Here is a 14,398-nt window from a genome sequence, read left to right as displayed (position 1 = left end):
CCATGCGTTTACTATGCCTGAGCAATGGTCATGGAGAGGATGTGATTGCTGTCCAAATTCTACAGGAATTGCAACATTACTCGACTTGTCCAGAACTAGCCGCCTTACCCTTAGTTGGGGAAGCAAAGGCTTATGTGCCATTAGATATCCCTATTATCGGCTCCGTTGAGCAGATGCCATCGGGTGGATTTATCTATATGTCCCAACAGCAAGTGTGGCGTGATGTGCAGGGAGGCTTAGTGCAATTGATTTGGTCTCAATTAAAAGCAATTCGCCGTTGGGCTAAATCAGGGGACTTTATCCTAGCAGTAGGCGATATCGTACCACTGTTGTTTGCCTGGTGGAGTGGTTTACCCTATGGCTTTGTTGGTACTGCCAAATCCGAATACTATTTGCGGGATGAATCCGGATGGTTACCCAATCGACCCCGTTGGGAAGGGTGGTCAGGCTCGGTTTATTTGCCTTGGGAGCGTTGGCTGATGTCTAATCGCCGTTGTAATGGGGTTTTTCCTAGAGATACCCTGACCACAGAGATCTTAAAGCAGTGGTCTATCCCAGCTTTTGATCTCGGTAATCCGATGATGGATGGGATTTATCCAAACTATCCAGCACCCATGATTTATGACAAAGATGCAGAATTAAACGAAACTAAGCGTACCCTAACTATTACGTTACTACCAGGTTCCAGAATACCCGAGGCTTATCACAATTGGGATCAAATCATCTTGGCAGCATCAGGGTTACTGGATACTTTTGCTGAGCGATCGCTTTTATTTCTCGCTGCCATTGCTCCAGGATTAAGCCAAGACCCTTTACGGGAGGTTTTAGTCGCCCATAGTTGGAGTGAAGTCACCCTGCCATCCCATCCATTCAATCTCCAGCTCAAGGACAAACAAGCTTTGGCCTTTAGCAAGCAAAATGGCACACTGATTCTAACCCAGAACGACTATAACCTCTGCCTGCTCCAAGGGGATTTCTGTATCGCCATGGCAGGCACAGCCACAGAGCAATTTGTCGGGTTAGGAAAACCAGCCATTGCCATGCCAGGAGTTGGTCCCCAATATACCCCTGCTTTTGCCGAAGCCCAAACTCGCTTGTTAGGTCCATCGTTAGCAATAGCACAGCAACCAGAATTTGTAGCAAGCATAGCGAAAGAGTTATTCCAGGATCCCGACAAGTTACAGCTGATAGCAGAAAATGGACAGCGACGCCTTGGTCAACCAGGGGCAGCAGCTCGAATTGCTAAGTGTTTGATGGAAAACATTAATTCTTAAGGATGAATTATTAATTCTAGCATTTCTCATAGTAATTAGGTACATATATTTTTTTCCAATTCCAAATTCCATGTTTGCTTAGGAAAAGATGCTATGGTATTAAGTTTATCGCCAAGACCAAATAAAGTTAACGCTATATAATTATTTTTAATTAGTGCAGAAGTCGGGAACTTTGGCTCGGGTAAATTCGCAGCAGCAGGGAATAAAAATTGACAAAACCATTATAAAAAAAGGGATGCAGCCCAGTCTGATTTAGGCTTTTTACAAAATTTAACAATTTTTATCCCATCAAAAGTAATTCTTACGATACTATGGCTAAGTGGAAAACTTAGGAGGCAAGGAAATGAACGATCAAAGATTGATTACCCCAAGTTTTCGCCCTTACTGAATCAATGGGAATTAGACCGCTGAGTTAATTCGTAAGGCAGTCGATGATTAGTGTAAAATTCATCCTGTTGTTGGGTGAATCAGTTGTTAGATAAGTAAATACAGAGAATGACCCAAGTCTATACCAAAGATTTTGAAATCCAATGCTCTCCCTCACAGCGCACCTGGATAGAAATTTCCCAAAAAATTGCTGCGCTTCCCTTACCAGGTGTTCCCATTCGCTTGATTTTAACTAAGGTTGAAGGAGATACGCTTACCTTTGAATCCAGCTTTATCGATACAGACAGAAAGCCGGTTTGGTCATCGTTACTAGACATTAATATTCGTCAACGGGTTTCTAACCAACCGTTTGTAGCAGTTAGTATTATTCCCACCGGAGTCAGAGCAGAAATTGGTGGTTTTGCCGGAGATGCGACTCCTAGTACCAATCTGTTAGCGACCGCTTGTGACTATCTGGTCACCAATCCCAATGCCGTTACTGCGTCGGATATCTATTTCGGTCAGGATAATGTGCTTTATCTGGAAGGGAATCTGATTTGTCAGTTACTACTGGGTAATATTGGGGTTATTCCTCAGAAGCGCAAAAACATTGCAGCGATTATTGAAAAACCAAGAGATGAGCGATTTTTAAATAATGTTATTAATGCTCTCAATGGCTTGCGTGCTGTAGGGGGAATTAATATCGACCCTGTAGTCGTAACTGGTGGCCCAGTGGAAACCGCCTGTACCTATTCCCAGTATGGTAATGCTTCCGGGGAATTTAAAGGTATGGACGAGTTGATGAAGGCTCTAGATGTGGTGGAAAATTCTTCCGCTAGGGCGGTGGCTTTAATGACCACTTTGGAAGTAGACGATAAAATTCGTCAAGCTTACTACCGAGGGGAATCTATCCCCAATCCTTGGGGCGGTGCGGAAGCAATTATGACCCACATGCTCACTAATTTCTATCCCTTTACTGCTGCCCATGCTCCCTTATTATTGGAGTGGGAACATACGGGATTTGGTAAATTAGTAGACCCTAGGGATGGAGCAGAATTAATTTCCAGTGCCTATGTTTGTTCCCCTCTCAATGGTTTAATCAACTCTCCCCGTCCGGTAAGGTTTGATACTCCCGTAGCAGCAGGGGAAACCAGGATATCCGTAGAGAATGTTTCGGCGGTGGTAATGCCAGAAACAACAGTGGGAAATATTCCGTTCTTAGCGTCTTTAGACCAAGGTGTGCCAGTAATTTTAGTCAAAGATAATACCACTAAGTACGATATTACTCCTGAAAGATTGCAAATTGAAACTAAAGGCAACCCGATATATCGTGTCAATAGCTACATGGAGGCAACGGGATTACTGTTAGCGTTACGTAATGGTATTGCAGTGGAAAGTACAATTCGCCCAATGCCGCAACTTCAGCCAATTTTTCTGTAGCTTATGAATCAACCTTCTTCTGCTTATAAGCTCATCGCATCTCATAATCAGGATGTTCAGGTGAGTCTTTATACTCCTGCCCACCAAGGAATTGCTCAAAATAGCGTACGCCTGAGTCAAGAAATCTATCAATATGATGTGCCGTTTCTGACTCGCCCTCGCACTGAGAGCATCGAAAAACATTTCTCTGAAATGTATGGCACTAAACATACCTTTTGGCTAACTGGGGGAGGGACTCAAGGGGTTTTAACGGCTTGTGCTTTATTGGGTACTCAGTACAAACGAGTGGCGATCGCTCTTAACAGTCATATTGCCACCATCAACGGCATCATTTTAGCAGGATTAGAGCCTTATTTTATTCCTTCTGTGTCTTTGATGCCCACTACCTCCGAGGTTATTTCTGCATTAGAAACCAGTGGCGTATCGGCTTTGTTACTAACTCATCCGAGTTATGAAGGGATAACTATTGATATTGGGAAGATAGCTGATTACTGTCGCGTACGCGATATTGCTTTAGCAGTAGATGAAGCCCACGGTAGTCATTTTCCCTTTCTGGACGAACAATGGCAATCGGCGATCGCATTTAAGGCAGATATCGTCACCCATAGTATGCACAAATATACGGGGAGTTTGGTACAGACGGCTTTATTGCATTTACCAACTGACTCTAGGTTTAGTATTGAACAAGTTATGGGGGTGATGCCTTTATTTGAAACCACTACCCGCAGTAACCTGTTAATGCTGAGCATTGAAGATGCGATTAAGAAGGGGTATTCTGAGGAAGGTCAAGCTTTATTTTGGCAAGCTATTGGTGAATGCGATCGCCTGCGTAGTCAATTGGATAATTACGGCAAGGTGTTAACGTATGATGCCCAAGTTAGCGATCCGCTGAAAATCTATTTAAAAAGCGATCGCACTACAGGGGAAGAGTTAGCAGAGCTGTTGTACGAAAGCGGGATTGATGGGGAATTTGCTGGTGAGGAGGGATTGTTATTAATTTTCTCTTTCCATCACAATCAACAAGATTTCCAATTTATGAGAGAAACCTTAGCAGCAATTGTGCCGATTCTGAGGGAAAAAGCACCAAAAGATACTTTACCTGACAGTTCCTTTTGCCGTCGCCCTCAAATGAGGACTTTACCTAAAGATGCTTTCTTTAGCCGGAAAGAAAAGTTACCCATTGGGCAAGCATTAGGTAAGATAAGTAGTTGCTGTATCAAGAAAGTTCCCCCAGGGAGTCCAATTTTGATACCAGGAGAAGAAGTGACTAATTGGCACCTGCAACGTTTATCTCCTGATACTGTGGTTGAAGTAGTGGGGGAGTGATTAACGATGGTAGAAGAACAAGCCAAGGATTTTTTAGAAACAAGACCTTGGTTATCTGGGATTTGTGATAGCCAAAGTACTGAAGAATTAAAAACTAAGTACGATAGTTGGGCGAAAAGCTACGATGCAGATGTAGGAGAAGATTGGTCTTTTATGCCTGCTAACATAGCACAAACATTAAGCAAACTGCTTCCTAAGAAAGATGCCACAATCTTAGATGCTGGTGCTGGGACAGGGTTAGTGGGTGAAGCCTTATCCCAACAGGGATATACTAATCTTACTGCTGCGGATTTGTCAGAAAAAATGCTAGCGATCGCTAAAGAGAGACAAGTCTACAAGGCTCTCCATCAGTGTAATCTAGAAGATTCCCAAATTTTTAGCAATTCAGTAACTTTTGAGGCTATTATTGCTGCAGGAGTTTTTGCTTATGCCCATGCTGGTGTTAAGGTATTAAACAATCTATTCGGCTTTTTAAAGGAAGAAGGAATTTTTTTATTAACCATACGAGAAGACTATCGCCGTGAAATGCAGACAGCCTTAGAGCAATTACCGTGGACACTAGTTAGTGAAGAGGGTTTTCCGATATATGATGAAGCCAAGTTGATGTATCTTCTTGCTTTCAAAAAGGAGCGATTTTAATGAGTAGTCAAAATCTGGACATTACCTAATTATCAAAGACAACAATAAGTTTAGATCAGAAGTGGAGATATTTTCCTTGACAAATAAGCTAGCAATTTTCAATTACCTGAGAAAAGACTAATACTATGACTAATTCAAATATTTTATCAAGCGTTAGTTCAGAAATACGCACAACTCGCCCTCTATCCCAAGAACAGGTCGCTCAATACCATGAAGACGGATTTGTGATTATCCCTAAATTCTTTGATGTAGAAGAACTTGAACCAGTAAGGAAGGCTTGTGAAGAAGACCCAACGATAAAAGGATCAGAGTCTAATTTTGTTGATAGTAAGGGTCATAGCAACCAGTTAGCTTACTGGACAGAACTAGGTAATTCTTTACTTGGTGTTATTCCCCGATTAGCTCGAATGGTGGACTCAGTTGAACTTTTATTAGGAGGTAAAGAGTGCTATCACTGGCATTCAAAAGTGGTCAAAAAAAGAGCTTACTCCAAGGGTTTTATTGAATGGCATCAAGGTTATGGTTCTTGGTATTATGATAGCTGTTTATTCCCAGACTTCGTAAGTGTTTTTATTGCGGTTGACGCAAATACTAGAGAAAATGGCTGTGTTCAAATTGTTAAAAAGTCACACTTAATGGGACGTATTGACCATGCTTTGCTTGGCGAAGCTTTTAATGCCGATCCCATTCGCATGAAAGAAATCTTGGAAAAACTCGAAGTTGTTCATGCAGAGACGAAACCAGGCGATACTATATTGATGCATGCCAACACTATACATGCTTCTGGAGAAAACCTCACCGATCGATCTCGAACTAATATTGTCTGTCATTATAATTCCGCATCAAATGAGCCTGTAGATTTAAAAAATCAAGAACACCATCAATATAAAGCTCTAAAAAAACTACCTGACTCTTGGGTTTCGGATGGCAAATATAACTCTGTGTTCGATACTCAAGAGTTTCTAAAAGCAGGAGAATCTTATGGAAGTCTAATCTCCAGAGAAGGAATGAAATAATTAGTGAGAATTGAGAAATAATTCTTTTCAGATACTTTTGCAGAGGATACAACAAAGATGGCAAATGTCGATCAAGTCCTAATTGACGATTGGTATGTCGTAGCAAGAATAGAAGACTGTCCGCCTAATAGCATCAAGTCAGTTCGTTTGTTAGGAGAAGACTTAGTGTTGTGGCGCGGTAGTACTTCTGAATCACCAATACTAGCGTGGCAGGATCGCTGCCCTCACAGAGGGACTCGTCTTTCTCTAGGAAAGATAGTTGATGATACCTTCACCTGTAAGTATCATGGTTGGGCTTATAATTCTGCGGGTCAGTGCGTAAACATTCCCTCATCTGGCGCACAGCGACCACCAACAAGTATATGCATAAAGACTTATCAATGTCAGGAATGCTGGGGTCTAGTGTGGGTCAGCTTAGGAAATCCTTCCCATGATATACCACCATTTCCAGAGTGGGATGACCCACATTACCGAAAAATTTATTTCGGTACGCACTCACACCACTTTTATTCCAGTCCGTTTCGGGTTTTTGAAAGTATTTTTGATACGTCTCATTTCTCTTTCGTACATCCGGGTTCTTTGGGAACAGATACACAACCAGAAGTACGAGAACAGATAGTTGAAGTAAAGGCGGATAGTATTACCATAGGTAATATGGAAATTACTCAATCTAGCATCGGTAGCACTGGTATTGACAGTCGAGTAAGTTACACTTATAAAATTTATCCTCCTTTAACTCTGTACGGGTATAAAGAATCTATCAAAGGTAAAATGACTTTCCTAAATACTGTGACCCCCATTGATGAAGAAGAATCTTTAGTATGGGGGCAACTTGCCATGAATTATGGACATGAAATACCAAAGTTGGAGATAGCGCAATTTTATGATGAAGCTATGAGTCAAGATATTCCCGTGGTGGGGTCACAACGCCCAAAACTTCTACCTCTACTATCCCAAAATGACTCTAATACGCCATGGACTTCAGAAGTTCATGCTCCATGCGATCAAGCCTCTATCGCCTATCGTCGATGGCTTAAGAAGTTGGGAATTACCTACGGAGTTTGTTGAATTTGTTATGTCTACTGAAAATATATTTAAACAAGAAAGCCTAAATAGTAAGCGGTTTGTTAAGATATCCGAGCGAGAAGATAGGTGCGATATTCCCAAGTCTATTTGGAGACCTTTGACAGAAAACGCCTACTTGCAAACATGGAAAGGGGTCATTATCGATAAAGACCCCACCCAAATTGCAGTTTATCCAATGCTCATCTATGAACTTCGCCCGAAAACAATTATTGAACTAGGCACTCTCAAGGGTGGCAGTGCAATTTGGTTGGCAGATAATTTAGAATTATTTGGCATAGAAGGTCAGGTTCATTCTTTAGATATCGATCTTTCTCAGCTTGATGACAAAGCAAAAGCAGACTCTAGAATTCATTTTTTAGAAGGCGATTGTAACAACATCAGTACTGCTTTACCTCCTGAGATGCTTTCAAATCTAGAGCATCCTTGGCTGGTAATAGAGGATGCTCATGTAAACATGGTTGGAGTTGTTGAATATTTCCATTGTCACGGTTTGCAAAGTGGAGACTACTTGATTGTCGAAGATACTAACAAATTTATGTGGGAGGTTTGGTGGGATTGGCATGACAAAGAATATATTGAACGAGGAGTGCGGAAAATGGATGACTTTAGAAATTGGTTAATGAAACATGAAGAAGATTATGATATCGATACCTTTTATCAAGATATGTATGGTTACAATGGATCGAAAAATTGGAATTCTTTTTTAAAAAAAGTCTAAAAACGAAAAAGTCAATGACCATCAATCACAGCCATCTCAAACGTGATAGAGATATTGAATTGAGTGCAAACCAATCATTTGTTACTGTTGCGGGTAAACGGTTCTACTACATTTGGTTGCGTGATAATTGCTTAGATTCTCAATCTCGCCATGGCGGTTCTTGGGAAAAACTGAATGACATTAGCAAGCACAAGGCACCGCCTCAACCTTTATCGATTCAAATACAAGATAATAATCTAATTATTGACTGGGATGAAAATCCTCCGCATCGCAGTATTTTTCCCATTTCTTGGTTGCTCAATAATACCTACGATGTCCACAATGCAGAAGAGATTGAAAAACAGGTTATTCTTTGGAATAAAGCATGGCTGGAAACCAACTCGATGCAGAAGTACGATCTCCAATCCTGTAGTCGGGAATCTTGGATGAATCAGTTGTTGCAATTAGGATTTGTTGTTATTCGTAACATACCCTTGGAAGAGTTAGAAAGTTTTTTGGTATCCTTGGGACCAATCCGCAACACAGAGTATGGAACGATTATTACTCAAAATACCAGTTTAGCAGAGAGAGATATTGCGGCAACAAGTAATGCTTTAACACCTCACACCGATTTAACTTTCTGGTGCAATCACAAAGTAACAGAGTTTTTGTATTCCGTTACTAATGATACTATTGGTGGGGAATCTTTAGTGGTTGATGGTTTTTATGTTGCGAGGGACTTTCGCGAAGATCATCCTAACGACTTTCGGATTTTGGCAGAAACTCCAGTTCCTTTTTGCCGAGTAGAACCTGAATATCAATATTCTTTCCGTCCCAAAAATTATATTATTGAACTGGATCGCGAAGACGAAATTGTTGCCGTGCGTTTTAGTCACAAGAACTGTACTCCCATTCTTCCTGCCGAGCAAATAGAAGCGTTTTATCAAGCCTACATCACCTTTTCTCACTACCTGAAAAATCCGGATTACCAATACCGTTTCCGACTTGAACCAGGCGACTGTCTGCTTATGCAAAACTTTAGGATTCTGCACGGAAGGACTGCTTTCGAAGCAACTTCAGGAAGTCGAGAGTTTAGGGTTGGATATATTGAGTGGGATTATGTTCTTGGACGGTACTTTTATCAACGCGAGTTTAATGAAAACTTCAGCCATAACAATTCAATGTAACCAACAAGCTTGAGACTAACTTAGCACTAAATTAAGAAAAGAATTAAAAATCATGAAAGACCTTAACATTGATTTTGAAAAACTCAAAAATGAGTGGGAAAAGAAAGGTTTTAAGTGTGAAACCCATGAAACACCTCCTGGAGACTATTGGTCAAGTGACGGTCATGAGAGTGATGAAATCTTTATCCTTTTAGAAGGAGAATTAGAAGTATCGTTTCAAGGAAAAACTTACTACCCTACTATTGGTCAAGAATTTCGAGTTCCTGCAAATGTTCCTCATACGTTTAAAAATCCTGGAAAAACAGCTAATCACTTGATTTGGCTTTATGCTTACCAATGGAAAGATAATGTTAGCGGTACTAAAATCTAGGCGAATTAGTTGGCGTTGCTTAATAATGGAATGATTTTAAGCGTAGGTGCGCGCCTCCTAGGGCGCGAGCAATCCCTCGCGCCCTAGGGTCGCACCTGTGGAATGGGCATCTTGGTGGAACAGGCATCTTGCCTGTTACCATTTTTTAATTTTTTACTCAATCGCCCTTTCTAATCAAACTCAGGTGCCCAAACTTCCACCACAGGTAATTCCCACCCAGGAAGCAATTCCGGCACTTGCAGCACATCCCCATCCCCCAGCACAACTTTATCTCGATTAAGGCGATAAACTTCCATGGTGCGAGTTCTCGGATCCACTAACACCCCAACTTTAGTCCCCAATTCCAGAAATTGCTGGATCTTCTGACGTAATTTAGCCAAACTATCAGTTCTAGATTTAACTTCAAACATCAAGTCAGGTGAATGCTTACGTCAGCTGACGGCCAACGGCTGACCACTGAATGCTTAGGTAGGTGGAATAGCATTAACATCAGAATAATTGAGTATTTTCTGATCTACTGTCACTATAGAACAATTAGATAATCTCGCCGTTGCTACAATTATTCTATCTGCTGGGTCTTTGTGAAAGTCACCTGGTAGTGATTGAGCATCAACTGCGATCGCAGGAGTGATAGGCATCAGAATAACTCCTTCTTGTGCTAGGGCAATTTCAAACCATTCTTGAATAGATACGGGAAGAATTATCCTGCCTGCACGCTTCTAGTCTTGCTATCTCAATAAGACTTATCGTACAAACTCCTAATCCATTTGGTCTCTCATTCCCAATGACCTCACGGTGGTAACTGGTCAGTTTAGGATCGTTATGATTCCACCAAACAAAAATATGAGTGTCCAGAACAATCATAAAACCTCTTCATAACTATTCTCTATATCCCAGTCTTCTATAGGGATAGCTGGCTCTTCAGGATCAGCATAGTATGCGTAGGGCTGCTTGTTTGCTAATGGATTAGAGGAATATTCCTTTTTGACTTCACCAATAGTGACAATTTCGGAAAGCTTATTTTGAATAGCTTCATTTAATATTTCTGAAGCAAGCTCCTCTACAGAGATTCGTTTTTTTGCCGCCGCTTTTATCAAAATGTCTTGAGAAATTTGACTAATTTTTACATTGCTTATAATCATATTAAATACCTGACAAATATTCAAACTTAATCTAATACTTGAGAAGAATAAACAGTCTTCTCAATCAAACTCAGGTGCCCAAACTTCCACCACAGGCAATTCCCAACCAGGAAGTAATTCTGGCACTTGCAGCACATCCCCATCCCCCAGCACAACCTTATCTCGATTAAGGCGATAAACCTCCATGGTGCGAGTTCTCGGATCCACTAACACCCCAATTTTAGTTCCCAATTCCAGAAATTGCTGGATCTTCCGGCGTAATTTAGCCAAACTATCAGTTCTAGATTTAACCTCAAACATCAAGTCAGGAACTAACTCCGCGTAACCTTCTGTAGTACGAGGTAAGCGTTCAGCTAGGATAAAAGAAGCATCGGGAGCACGGACATCTCCATCTTCGTTAGGTAAACGAAAACCACCACTAGAAGCTGTTACCCTGCCTAGTCTACGAGGTCGTACCCAGTTTGATAACTGGGTAACAATAGCAGCAGCTACTTCATCTGTTTCTATCCCTGAAGGACTCATAACAAGAATTTCTCCATCCACTAGTTCCATCTGATAATCAGGATGTTCAGCTTGCAGTTTTTCTAAGTCTTTTACTGTTAAACTAGGCATTGTTAAAATCTTTTATTTATAGCGATTATTGCATTTATGAGGTACAATTATAAACCTCAAAGTCCCCCTTATTAAGGGGGATTTAGGGGGATCCCTTTTCACTTCATGGAAAATAGAATTGCTATATTTAATCAATCAACAGCAAATCCAGTATATTGACGTTTATAAGGAGCATGGTAGGCTAAGACAATATCTTCAGGGGGAACACCCCATTCTACTAATTCATTCGCAACGCCAATTTCTGTGCCATCATGTTGTATCCAAATTTTGTCGTTTTTAAGGTCAATTTGGAGAACACAGCCTCTTAAACGCCGATTTCCATGCCACCCCACGTTCATCAGTTGATAGTGATCTCCTTGAACATCAAAGATTTTTTGGACTTCAATATCTCCATATCTAGGCTTATATTGCCCGTATTCATTGATGAGTTTTTTGACTAATTCTCTATAGTGTTCTAGTTTTTCCATTGTTTAATAACCTCTTGATTGAACATTTTTTTTAATGTAAACATAAGATTGATGGTAAAAGGGAGCAGGGAGCAGGTAACAGTAGTAAATAGCTCCGAATAATTTTTGATGTTATGAAAAATTAGCAATATTATTCATGACCTATTTAGAAATGCTATACAATTAGTTTGAAGTGTTTTAGAAGTCAATTCCATTACTGATTCCTATCGGGTTATTCCCCAAAACTAAACTATAGCGTTTATCGTAGCTATGAGGTACACATTATTTTTTACATCTTACCTCTTACCTGCTCCCTGCTCCCTGCTCCCTGCTTCCTAAAAACCAAAAATTTGTACCTCACAAGTCGTATAATTGCTATATTAATTTATAGAAGCAGTTGCTTTAGTCTTTGGCGAAAAGCTCGTAACGCAGGACTTCTCCCGGTCTCACGGCTTTGAGTTAAAACCTCTGCTACCAGGTCTGGAATTGGTAATCTGGGGAAGGTGGGACTGGTGGTAACTTGCCGGTACTCACCTCCTTGCAATAGGTCAATCCTGAGTTGATTTTTTTCATAGCGCCAGAGTTCAGGCACACCTAAGTTGGCATAGACATCCAGTTGAGTCTTGGAGGTAACATCCACTTCAATGGCTAGATCTGGCGGTGGATCAATAGTGAGATCGACGCGCCGCTTGCCTCGCATTCTAGCGTGGTTTTGGATGTAGAAGCATTGATCTGGTTCAATGCCACTGTCCATATTTTCTCCCTTGAAGGTAGTGGAACCAAAGCACTCGCAGTCGATTTCTAACTCATCAAGCAAAATTTTAACCAAATCACCGAGCAGTTCTTTATCGACTTCGTGTTCTGGGGTAGGCATTCTGATTTCTAAGGTTCCGTGGCTATAGGCAATACGGGCAGAGCGATGTTCCCCTAGTTCTTCGAGAACAGACTCAAATTCAGCCCACTCTAGGTTATGAATCAACAGTCTTTGACCTGGGGGAACGGTAAGTTGTTCGAGTAGGAGAGTAACAGCCATGGTGAATGTTCTATGATTTTGGATTTTGGATAAACATCAAACGTTAATCTAATAGCAATTGACCAATAGCTTTGAGAGCAGCTAAAACTTGCTCCAGTTCATTTTCCCTGTCAATAGATAAGGCGTAGGAACGACCATAGATGGGAACATCTGCTGGTTGGAGTTTAACAAACACAAACTCTCTCCCATTGACTAAAAAACCAAACCTTGGCTTGTCACTTTTGGAGCCATCCAGCATATAAGCTAGAGCTTGAGGCAGTGCTGCCATCACATCAAACTTGGTACTTTTGGATTCGATCACCAATATCCAAAGTCTCTGTCGCACTACTAAAACATCTATCCTGCCTCTTACAATTACTCGATTGTCTTCAGCCGCAATTTCCACAGAAGTTTCAGTTCTGATCGAAAAAGGGGCTTGAAAGAATCCAGCGAGATCGAGTAACGGTGATAGAACCACCATTTTTACAGCCTCTTCTAAGAGAGGGCGGCGATTAACCAAGTTAAAGTAGTTATTGCGGACTCTTTCCAGAGAACGTTTTTCCTGATCCGTTAAAGAGGGTAAGTTGTCTTGCCAATCTGGAAAAAACTGACTATCGGTTGTTAGTTGTAGTCTAAAGTGTTCTTGCAGTTCTTCTAGGCTAAAATCTTGAGCTTGAATCGTTTGAACCATAATGAGTGATTGGTTGAATACAGTAAAAAGTAGTAGGGACGTAGGAGGTTAAGTCCATAGGAAATAGAAAAGTAATCCCTTTTGATTCCCAATTTTTCCAAGAGGTCTAGTCTGATTTTAGGCAACTAAGGCGCTACCGTTAGTTAGAGTGCTCTTGGAGCCAGTTGAGTAAATCCTCACTAGTATTAAAATCCCAGATTGCTTCTGATAAGCGTTCTAGGTCTTGGGAATTCAAGGCTTCAAGCAATGCGGTCACATTACTTGTTAGTTTTCCAAAGCGGCGCTCAAGCTGTCGCAATAGTAAGCTTCTTTCACCTTCTACTCGTCCTTCTTCTCTGCCCTCTTCTCTACCCTCTTCTCTGCCCTCTTCTCGTCCTTCCCTTTTCGCTAGACTCAATGCACCTCGCCTATCCTCCCAGAACATCTCCTGTTTGCGGATCTTTTCTAATTCTTCTACACTCAAGCCAGCTTGATTTGCTATAGTTAAAGCTTGTTCCAGCTGTGGGATTTCCCTCATTTGATCAGGAATAATTTCTAAGCTGGGAGCATCTTTGATAAAATAGATCCACTTATCTACGACACTTTCTAACTCTTCCAGCTGTTTAGTAAATTTGGGAAGTTCCACAAACACCATCTTTAATTCCTTATCCTGATAAGGTAAGTGGTCTTCTTCTTCTTGAAAGTAAAAACTGCTAATGACTTTATCTGTTGAGGGGAACAGCTTAAAATCAGTGATAGTTAAAGCAATGACCGGATTGAGATCGAAATATCCCTGTCCGGATTTAAGTTGATTCCCATAGGTTTTGCACAAATTATAAACGACTCGCTTCTCGAAAGCCTCCACATTCCAGAGCTGCATTTCAATGATCACAGTCGTTTTATCGTCTAATACTGCCTTAACATCCAGATAGGTGTCTTTTAAATCAACCACATCCCCCGCACTGTAGGGATCTATAATTTCTAAATCCTGGATGACCGAATTACCGGAGTAAATCATGGCATTGAGGAAGGAAATCAGAATATCTTTACTCTGATCTGATCCAAAAATTTTCTTGAAAGCAAAGTCAGTTTTAGGACTGATGAATTTCATGGTT

General features: G+C 41.0%; 17 protein-coding genes. 9 read left to right on the top strand and 8 right to left on the bottom strand.

The window, feature by feature from the left end; translation table 11 throughout:
- Positions 1–2 precede the first annotated feature (2 nt).
- From BJP34_RS27320 to BJP34_RS27280, 9 genes are all read left to right on the top strand, one after another.
- Positions 3–1,274 carry a lipid-A-disaccharide synthase-related protein gene (locus BJP34_RS27320; RefSeq protein WP_070395062.1) on the top strand — a complete coding sequence of 424 codons (1,272 nt, stop codon included), beginning with the start codon at positions 3–5 and terminating at the stop codon, positions 1,272–1,274.
- Between the two features lie 495 nt (positions 1,275–1,769).
- Positions 1,770–3,080: a DUF3326 domain-containing protein gene (locus BJP34_RS27315; RefSeq protein ID WP_070395061.1), complete on the top strand. Its 1,311-nt coding sequence runs from the start codon at positions 1,770–1,772 to the stop codon at positions 3,078–3,080.
- Between the two features lie 3 nt (positions 3,081–3,083).
- A complete protein-coding gene (locus tag BJP34_RS27310; RefSeq protein ID WP_070395060.1) occupies positions 3,084–4,406 on the top strand; it encodes a DegT/DnrJ/EryC1/StrS family aminotransferase in 1,323 nt (440 codons plus the stop codon).
- A 6-nt stretch (positions 4,407–4,412) separates the two neighbouring features.
- On the top strand, positions 4,413–5,045 hold the full coding sequence (locus BJP34_RS27305; protein ID WP_070395059.1) for a class I SAM-dependent DNA methyltransferase: 633 nt from the start codon (positions 4,413–4,415) through the stop codon (positions 5,043–5,045).
- 125 nt (positions 5,046–5,170) lie between these two features.
- Entirely contained in the window at positions 5,171–6,061 is an 891-nt protein-coding gene (locus BJP34_RS27300) for a phytanoyl-CoA dioxygenase family protein (protein ID WP_070395058.1), read from the top strand.
- 57 nt (positions 6,062–6,118) lie between these two features.
- Complete coding sequence (locus BJP34_RS27295; RefSeq protein WP_070395057.1) at positions 6,119–7,129, top strand: aromatic ring-hydroxylating oxygenase subunit alpha; 1,011 nt, start codon at positions 6,119–6,121, stop codon at positions 7,127–7,129.
- Between the two features lie 7 nt (positions 7,130–7,136).
- Positions 7,137–7,865, top strand: a complete 729-nt coding sequence (locus BJP34_RS27290) for a CmcI family methyltransferase (protein ID WP_070395056.1) — start codon at positions 7,137–7,139, stop codon at positions 7,863–7,865.
- Positions 7,866–7,879: 14 nt separating this feature from the next.
- Positions 7,880–9,031: a TauD/TfdA family dioxygenase gene (locus BJP34_RS27285; RefSeq protein ID WP_083305371.1), complete on the top strand. Its 1,152-nt coding sequence runs from the start codon at positions 7,880–7,882 to the stop codon at positions 9,029–9,031.
- A gap of 52 nt (positions 9,032–9,083) precedes the next feature.
- Complete coding sequence (locus BJP34_RS27280) at positions 9,084–9,401, top strand: cupin domain-containing protein (RefSeq protein WP_083305370.1); 318 nt, start codon at positions 9,084–9,086, stop codon at positions 9,399–9,401.
- Between the two features lie 170 nt (positions 9,402–9,571).
- Here BJP34_RS27280 and BJP34_RS27275 read toward each other — a convergent pair whose 3' ends face one another.
- The 8 genes from BJP34_RS27275 to BJP34_RS27240 form a co-directional block, all read right to left on the bottom strand.
- On the bottom strand, positions 9,572–9,811 hold the full coding sequence (locus BJP34_RS27275) for a Uma2 family endonuclease (protein ID WP_070395055.1): 240 nt from the start codon (positions 9,809–9,811) through the stop codon (positions 9,572–9,574).
- Between the two features lie 54 nt (positions 9,812–9,865).
- Complete coding sequence (locus BJP34_RS46710; RefSeq protein WP_293110896.1) at positions 9,866–10,087, bottom strand: type II toxin-antitoxin system VapC family toxin; 222 nt, start codon at positions 10,085–10,087, stop codon at positions 9,866–9,868.
- A 174-nt stretch (positions 10,088–10,261) separates the two neighbouring features.
- Positions 10,262–10,543, bottom strand: coding sequence for a hypothetical protein (locus BJP34_RS27265; RefSeq protein ID WP_070395054.1), 282 nt, complete (start codon positions 10,541–10,543; stop codon positions 10,262–10,264).
- Positions 10,544–10,603: 60 nt separating this feature from the next.
- A complete protein-coding gene (locus BJP34_RS27260) occupies positions 10,604–11,155 on the bottom strand; it encodes a Uma2 family endonuclease (protein ID WP_070395053.1) in 552 nt (183 codons plus the stop codon).
- A gap of 131 nt (positions 11,156–11,286) precedes the next feature.
- Positions 11,287–11,622 carry a XisI protein gene (locus BJP34_RS27255; RefSeq protein WP_070395052.1) on the bottom strand — a complete coding sequence of 112 codons (336 nt, stop codon included), beginning with the start codon at positions 11,620–11,622 and terminating at the stop codon, positions 11,287–11,289.
- 364 nt (positions 11,623–11,986) lie between these two features.
- On the bottom strand, positions 11,987–12,634 hold the full coding sequence (locus BJP34_RS27250; protein WP_070395051.1) for a Uma2 family endonuclease: 648 nt from the start codon (positions 12,632–12,634) through the stop codon (positions 11,987–11,989).
- Positions 12,635–12,677: 43 nt separating this feature from the next.
- A complete protein-coding gene (locus BJP34_RS27245) occupies positions 12,678–13,304 on the bottom strand; it encodes a type I restriction endonuclease (RefSeq protein ID WP_070395050.1) in 627 nt (208 codons plus the stop codon).
- Positions 13,305–13,443: 139 nt separating this feature from the next.
- Positions 13,444–14,394 carry an Rpn family recombination-promoting nuclease/putative transposase gene (locus BJP34_RS27240; RefSeq protein ID WP_070395049.1) on the bottom strand — a complete coding sequence of 317 codons (951 nt, stop codon included), beginning with the start codon at positions 14,392–14,394 and terminating at the stop codon, positions 13,444–13,446.
- Positions 14,395–14,398: the final 4 nt, after the last annotated feature.

The sequence above is a fragment of the Moorena producens PAL-8-15-08-1 genome (assembly GCF_001767235.1).
Classification (GTDB): domain Bacteria; phylum Cyanobacteriota; class Cyanobacteriia; order Cyanobacteriales; family Coleofasciculaceae; genus Moorena; species Moorena producens_A.
Note: the sequence above shows the minus strand (reverse complement) of the source record. Positions and strands in the feature narration are given on the sequence as shown.

Excerpts from the sequence above, each read along its gene's own strand:
- BJP34_RS27320 (WP_070395062.1), top strand. The coding sequence starts at position 3 with ATGCGTTTACTATGCCTGAGCAATGGTCATGGAGAGGATGTGATTGCT.
- BJP34_RS27315 (WP_070395061.1), top strand. The coding sequence starts at position 1,770 with ATGACCCAAGTCTATACCAAAGATTTTGAAATCCAATGCTCTCCCTCA.
- BJP34_RS27310 (WP_070395060.1), top strand. The coding sequence starts at position 3,084 with ATGAATCAACCTTCTTCTGCTTATAAGCTCATCGCATCTCATAATCAG.
- BJP34_RS27305 (WP_070395059.1), top strand. The coding sequence starts at position 4,413 with ATGGTAGAAGAACAAGCCAAGGATTTTTTAGAAACAAGACCTTGGTTA.
- BJP34_RS27300 (WP_070395058.1), top strand. The coding sequence starts at position 5,171 with ATGACTAATTCAAATATTTTATCAAGCGTTAGTTCAGAAATACGCACA.
- BJP34_RS27295 (WP_070395057.1), top strand. The coding sequence starts at position 6,119 with ATGGCAAATGTCGATCAAGTCCTAATTGACGATTGGTATGTCGTAGCA.
- BJP34_RS27290 (WP_070395056.1), top strand. The coding sequence starts at position 7,137 with ATGTCTACTGAAAATATATTTAAACAAGAAAGCCTAAATAGTAAGCGG.
- BJP34_RS27285 (WP_083305371.1), top strand. The coding sequence starts at position 7,880 with ATGACCATCAATCACAGCCATCTCAAACGTGATAGAGATATTGAATTG.
- BJP34_RS27280 (WP_083305370.1), top strand. The coding sequence starts at position 9,084 with ATGAAAGACCTTAACATTGATTTTGAAAAACTCAAAAATGAGTGGGAA.
- BJP34_RS27275 (WP_070395055.1), bottom strand. The coding sequence starts at position 9,811 with ATGTTTGAAGTTAAATCTAGAACTGATAGTTTGGCTAAATTACGTCAG.
- BJP34_RS27265 (WP_070395054.1), bottom strand. The coding sequence starts at position 10,543 with ATGATTATAAGCAATGTAAAAATTAGTCAAATTTCTCAAGACATTTTG.
- BJP34_RS27260 (WP_070395053.1), bottom strand. The coding sequence starts at position 11,155 with ATGCCTAGTTTAACAGTAAAAGACTTAGAAAAACTGCAAGCTGAACAT.
- BJP34_RS27255 (WP_070395052.1), bottom strand. The coding sequence starts at position 11,622 with ATGGAAAAACTAGAACACTATAGAGAATTAGTCAAAAAACTCATCAAT.
- BJP34_RS27250 (WP_070395051.1), bottom strand. The coding sequence starts at position 12,634 with ATGGCTGTTACTCTCCTACTCGAACAACTTACCGTTCCCCCAGGTCAA.
- BJP34_RS27245 (WP_070395050.1), bottom strand. The coding sequence starts at position 13,304 with ATGGTTCAAACGATTCAAGCTCAAGATTTTAGCCTAGAAGAACTGCAA.
- BJP34_RS27240 (WP_070395049.1), bottom strand. The coding sequence starts at position 14,394 with ATGAAATTCATCAGTCCTAAAACTGACTTTGCTTTCAAGAAAATTTTT.